The organism is Microcystis sp. M_QC_C_20170808_M3Col, assembly GCF_007095505.1.
In the GTDB taxonomy this organism is placed as follows: Bacteria; Cyanobacteriota; Cyanobacteriia; order Cyanobacteriales; family Microcystaceae; genus Microcystis.
The window spans coordinates 1-4,401 of record NZ_SFBY01000156.1 but is presented as its reverse complement, the minus strand read 5'-3'; the positions used below and the strand labels follow the sequence as shown (position 1 = coordinate 4,401).

General features: G+C 43.6%; 5 protein-coding genes. 3 read left to right on the top strand and 2 right to left on the bottom strand.

Annotated elements, in window-relative coordinates:
• Positions 1-191: 191 nt before the first annotated feature.
• A complete protein-coding gene (locus tag EWV84_RS07310) occupies positions 192-1,628 on the top strand; it encodes a GTP-binding protein (RefSeq protein ID WP_287077482.1) in 1,437 nt (478 codons plus the stop codon).
• A 154-nt stretch (positions 1,629-1,782) separates the two neighbouring features.
• On the opposite strand, the gene EWV84_RS07305 is transcribed toward EWV84_RS07310, so the two are convergent.
• Both EWV84_RS07305 and EWV84_RS07300 read right to left on the bottom strand, forming a co-directional pair.
• On the bottom strand, positions 1,783-2,079 hold the full coding sequence (locus EWV84_RS07305; protein ID WP_286824434.1) for a type II toxin-antitoxin system RelE/ParE family toxin: 297 nt from the start codon (positions 2,077-2,079) through the stop codon (positions 1,783-1,785).
• Positions 2,064-2,252, bottom strand: a complete 189-nt coding sequence (locus EWV84_RS07300; protein WP_002737442.1) for a hypothetical protein — start codon at positions 2,250-2,252, stop codon at positions 2,064-2,066. The genes EWV84_RS07305 and EWV84_RS07300 overlap by 16 nt, the downstream gene beginning before the upstream one ends.
• 353 nt (positions 2,253-2,605) lie before the next feature.
• Here EWV84_RS07300 and EWV84_RS07295 point away from each other — a divergent pair, with 353 nt between their 5' ends.
• Positions 2,606-3,298 carry a Crp/Fnr family transcriptional regulator gene (locus EWV84_RS07295; RefSeq protein ID WP_287077480.1) on the top strand — a complete coding sequence of 231 codons (693 nt, stop codon included), beginning with the start codon at positions 2,606-2,608 and terminating at the stop codon, positions 3,296-3,298.
• A gap of 172 nt (positions 3,299-3,470) precedes the next feature.
• Entirely contained in the window at positions 3,471-3,953 is a 483-nt protein-coding gene (locus EWV84_RS07290; protein ID WP_287077479.1) for a DUF29 domain-containing protein, read from the top strand.
• Positions 3,954-4,401: the final 448 nt, after the last annotated feature.

The following is a 4,401-nucleotide window of genomic DNA, read 5'->3' as shown; positions in this document are numbered from 1 at the left end:
TAATACTGCACACTTAAAAACTCACATCTGATAACTGATGACTTACCCACTGATAACTGATAACTGATAACTGATAACTGAGAGGTGCAACCCTGGAAGTTCTTAAGTGCTATATTAAATATCAAGAAAAGCCGTCGTTTTACGACGGGGTTTTAACCCAAATTTTCGATAACTGATAACTGATAACTGAAATGACCTTTGACCCGTTCCTCGATCGAGCTTGGAATACCGAAGACCTAGAACAAGCGCTTCGAGGTGTCGGCACTATTCAAGAAGAACTCAACTATAATCAGGCGCGCAATTCTCTGAGCAAACTTGTTGAGCGTCTGGATCTTACCTCGATCGAGAAAATTGGTCTAGAAGCGGAGATCGAGCGCCTAGTGGGACTGCTGGAAAAACTCGATCGATCGCTGATTCAAATTGCCGCTTTTGGTCTGGTGGGCCGGGGAAAATCCTCGATTTTAAATGCTCTGGTCGGTCAAGAAATCTTTACAACCGGTCCTCTACACGGAGTTACCCGCACCATTAAAGGGGTAAATTGGCAGTTAAGCAGCGATGATACTTTCCCCAATCTAGCGCGTCTGACCCTGAACGGCCATGGTAATGCTCAGGTGCAATTGCTTGATACTCCCGGTATTGATGAGGTAGATGGGCAAACGAGGGAAATTCTCGCCTGTCAGGTGGCGCAACAGGTGGATTTAATCCTTTTTATCATCTCCGGTGATATGACCAAAGTGGAATTTTCCGCCCTGGCCAAGTTGCGGGAAGCGGGAAAACCGATGATTTTGGTCTTTAATAAAATCGATCAGTATCCCGAAGTCGATCGCCTCGCTATCTATGAGAAAATCGCCTCAGAACGGGTGAAAGAATTACTCTCCCCCGATGAGATTGTTATGGTGGCGGCCTCTCCCCTCCTGGCGGAGATGGTTAAAGGGCAGGATGGACGGCTAAAAACGCAACGATTTCGAGGAAAACCCCAGATAGAAGCCCTGAAACTCAAAATTTTGGAAATTCTAGAGCGAGAGGGTAAATCGCTGGTAGCACTCAATTCTATGCTGTATGCGGACGAGGTAAACGAGCAAATTGTCGCCCGCAAAATGGCTATCCGTGATCGCGGTGCTAATCAATTGATTCAAAAAGCAGTGATGATCAAAGCATCGGCGATCGCTCTTAATCCGGTGACGGTGTTGGATCTGTTTACGGGAGCAGTTATCGATCTGGCTATGATTCTCGCTCTTTCTCGCTTATACGGCATCGATTTAACTCGTCAGGGGGCGATCGCTCTTTTACAAAAAATTGCCCTCAATATGGGAGGCATTAGTGCCAGCGAATTTTTAGCGGTTTTGGGCTTAAGTTCCCTAAAAGGACTGCTTGGCCTCTCGATTCCTGCCACTGGCGGCATTTCTCTCCTTCCCTATACTTCGATCGCCCTAACTCAAGCGGGAGTCGCCGGTGTATCCTGTTACGCGATCGGCCAAGTGACGAAAACCTATCTCGCTAATGGGGCCACTTGGGGACCCGATGGCCCGAAGGCAGTGGTAGCCAGTATTCTCGATTCCCTCGATGAAACCTCGATTCTCAACCGGATTAAGCGGGAATTAGGCTCAAAATTGGGGGGTGGGGGTTAGGAGAAGTGGAAATTATGAATTATGAATTATGAATTAGGGAGTGGGGAAGTGGGGAAGTGGGGAAATTTCAACTAAAACCCTAAAACCCCAACACCCCAACACCCTATCTCCTGACGACCGACTCCTAACGGTTGATCACTGATCACTGACTAGATCAATCCAAGAAATGCTTACTATGGACGATCGCCGCTATAATAACTACTGACCCTTGAATTTGATAGATCAGACGATAGGAGTAGGCAGACTTTTCTCGGATGGTATCATCGCTAAATTCGGCGCATTTTTTCGCTTCTAGGGGACAATTTTCTAAAGAATAGCTGATATCAAGAATTCGACGCACGACGGCCGCCGCGTAGGACGGGGAATCTCGACTAATATAAGATGCGATCGCATCCACGTCTTCAATTGCTTTGGGCGACCAGACAAGGCGATAATTCACTCGATCAGCCATTTGTTTAAAAGACCCTCAACTTCTTCTTGGGGGATTGTATTCTCTAGAGAGGCAGCGTTCAAACTTTGACGCACTTTCTCTAGAACGTATAAATGATACTGAATATCTTCAATTGAACAATCATCGGGTAATTGATTCAAGAGGGATTCAACTTTTTGTCTAATGCTATTCATACAAGTTTGACCGAAGTTTTTAAGGAAAAGTATAAATTTAAGTTATCTATCAACTATCATCTATCATTTATCATCGGATAGAAAATTATAGTTACGCATCCTATCTTATGCCATAGTCCCCAGAAAAGCGAGAAAAAGTTAAGAATAGATAAAGCAATTATCTAGCTTTTGTAACATTGGGGCGGGGATACTGCCAAGAATACTTAATAATTCTCCTATCTGCTCAATCTCCGCGACTTTTAGGGATTATTGACCAATAACCATCTAGCAGCCACAAGACCCCCCCAATCGCAGAAATTTTTTGTTACATTAGTTTACAGTTCCCTCAACGCCCCAGTGGGTTATTAATTTTAATGTCTTCTTCGGTTCCTTCGTCGGATTTTATCCCCTTAATCGGTCAAGAAACAGAAATCTTTAACTGGGCAAAATCCCATTATCGTAACCATACCTTTGCCAAAGATGAAAGAGTAGCCACGCGCCCCGGACTGTTATACTTTGTGGAATCTGGGGCGATTCGTATTGTTGGTAAGGCACAAGTTAACGTTATCGACCAAAAATCCCCCCGTAAACTATCTATTGCCGATAGCGAGGAAGTATTTCTCGGTTTTGTGGGTGCAGGTCAACCCTTTGAGATTTTTTCTCAATTTCCCTTTCAATTACAAGCCCAAGCTCATCTAGACCAAACCGAGTTAGTCTGGTTATACTGGGAAGATCTAGAACAATGGCCGCAATTGCGATCGGCTGTTATGGAAACTTTTCGCCATCAATACCAGCGTAAGTTATTTTGGTTGAGTATTCTCGGTCAAAAACGCTCCCTCGATCGATTAATGGGGTTCTTGGTTCTATTATTGGAAGAATACGGTCAACCCTGTGTGGAAGGCTATTATCTTCCCTATCCCCTAACTCACGCTCAAATTGCCAGCGCCATCGGCACTACCAGAGTAACAGTAACAAGATTAATCGGTAAATTGCGACAACAAAATTCGATCTTTTTTAAGCAAGATAATCTTATCGGATTGCCCAGTTTATTTTTAAGTCAGAATTAATTTTTCTGCTGCTGGCCTTGCTGACTCAAGGTATCAATAAGTAATAGGATGAAATTAACTTCTTGGTTAGGAAAGGCAGAAGGCAAGAGCTAGAAAGCTAGTTTGGCTCCAGGTTTTAAAAACCCCACACAAGAAGATTCCTATCACAAATCAGCAACGCCAGAAATCTATTATGACCGCACAAACCCCGCCATCGCTCTCCGTTCTCTACGAGGAAGATTTTGTTCTCTGGACAGAAAAAACCGCCGAACTGTTAAAGCGAAAAGAGTTTGACAGGGTGGACTGGGAAAATCTGATCGAGGAAGTCGAATGGATGGGAAAAAGTGAGCGCCAGGCCGTAGAAAGTTTATTAACTCAACTATTAATTCATCTTTTAAAACTGAGTTATTGGACAGCGGAAAGAGAACGAAACGCGCGTCATTGGCTAGGAGAAATCGCCACTTTTCGAGTACAACTGCAAAAAAAGATGAAAACCCCAACGCTGAAAAATCATGCCATCAATTCCTTCGCAGAGGCCTATTCGGACGCGAGACAAACCCTAATTGATGGGAGAATTGTCGATAAAAATGCTATTCCCCTAGAGTCTATATTGACTCTCGAACAAGTATTAGATGGGGATTGGTTCCCCATCGATATCGCACCTTTTCTTAGTTAAGACCCACATTCCGCACTTCACTAAGTAGCATAGTAGTAGTATGTAACCCACATTCCGCACTTCACTAAGTAGCATAGTAGTAGTATGTAAATTTATAGCCAAGGGCAATCACTCTGGCAATAAACATCCGTATTTTTTAGGCAATACTTTTCGTAGTACGGATTAGAGAATGTCAATATTAGTGTATTTAGGGTCTGCTGAATAAAGCTAAAAACCTTACAGGAAAGGGCTTTTAGCTTGATTGAGAGCTTCCCAAATGCACTTAAATCTGCTAAAATTACTCAAAACCCTTGCATCTCCTCTCCTTAGTACTAATGTATCGTAAGATTGAGCAACTGCCAACCCCACCGGAAAACTTCGAGTTTCCCTCGGAGGGGAAATTATCCCCAGACAATCGTTGGGTTATCATGGCCAATCTAATTCCTTGGTCAGAATTTGAAGAAGAATA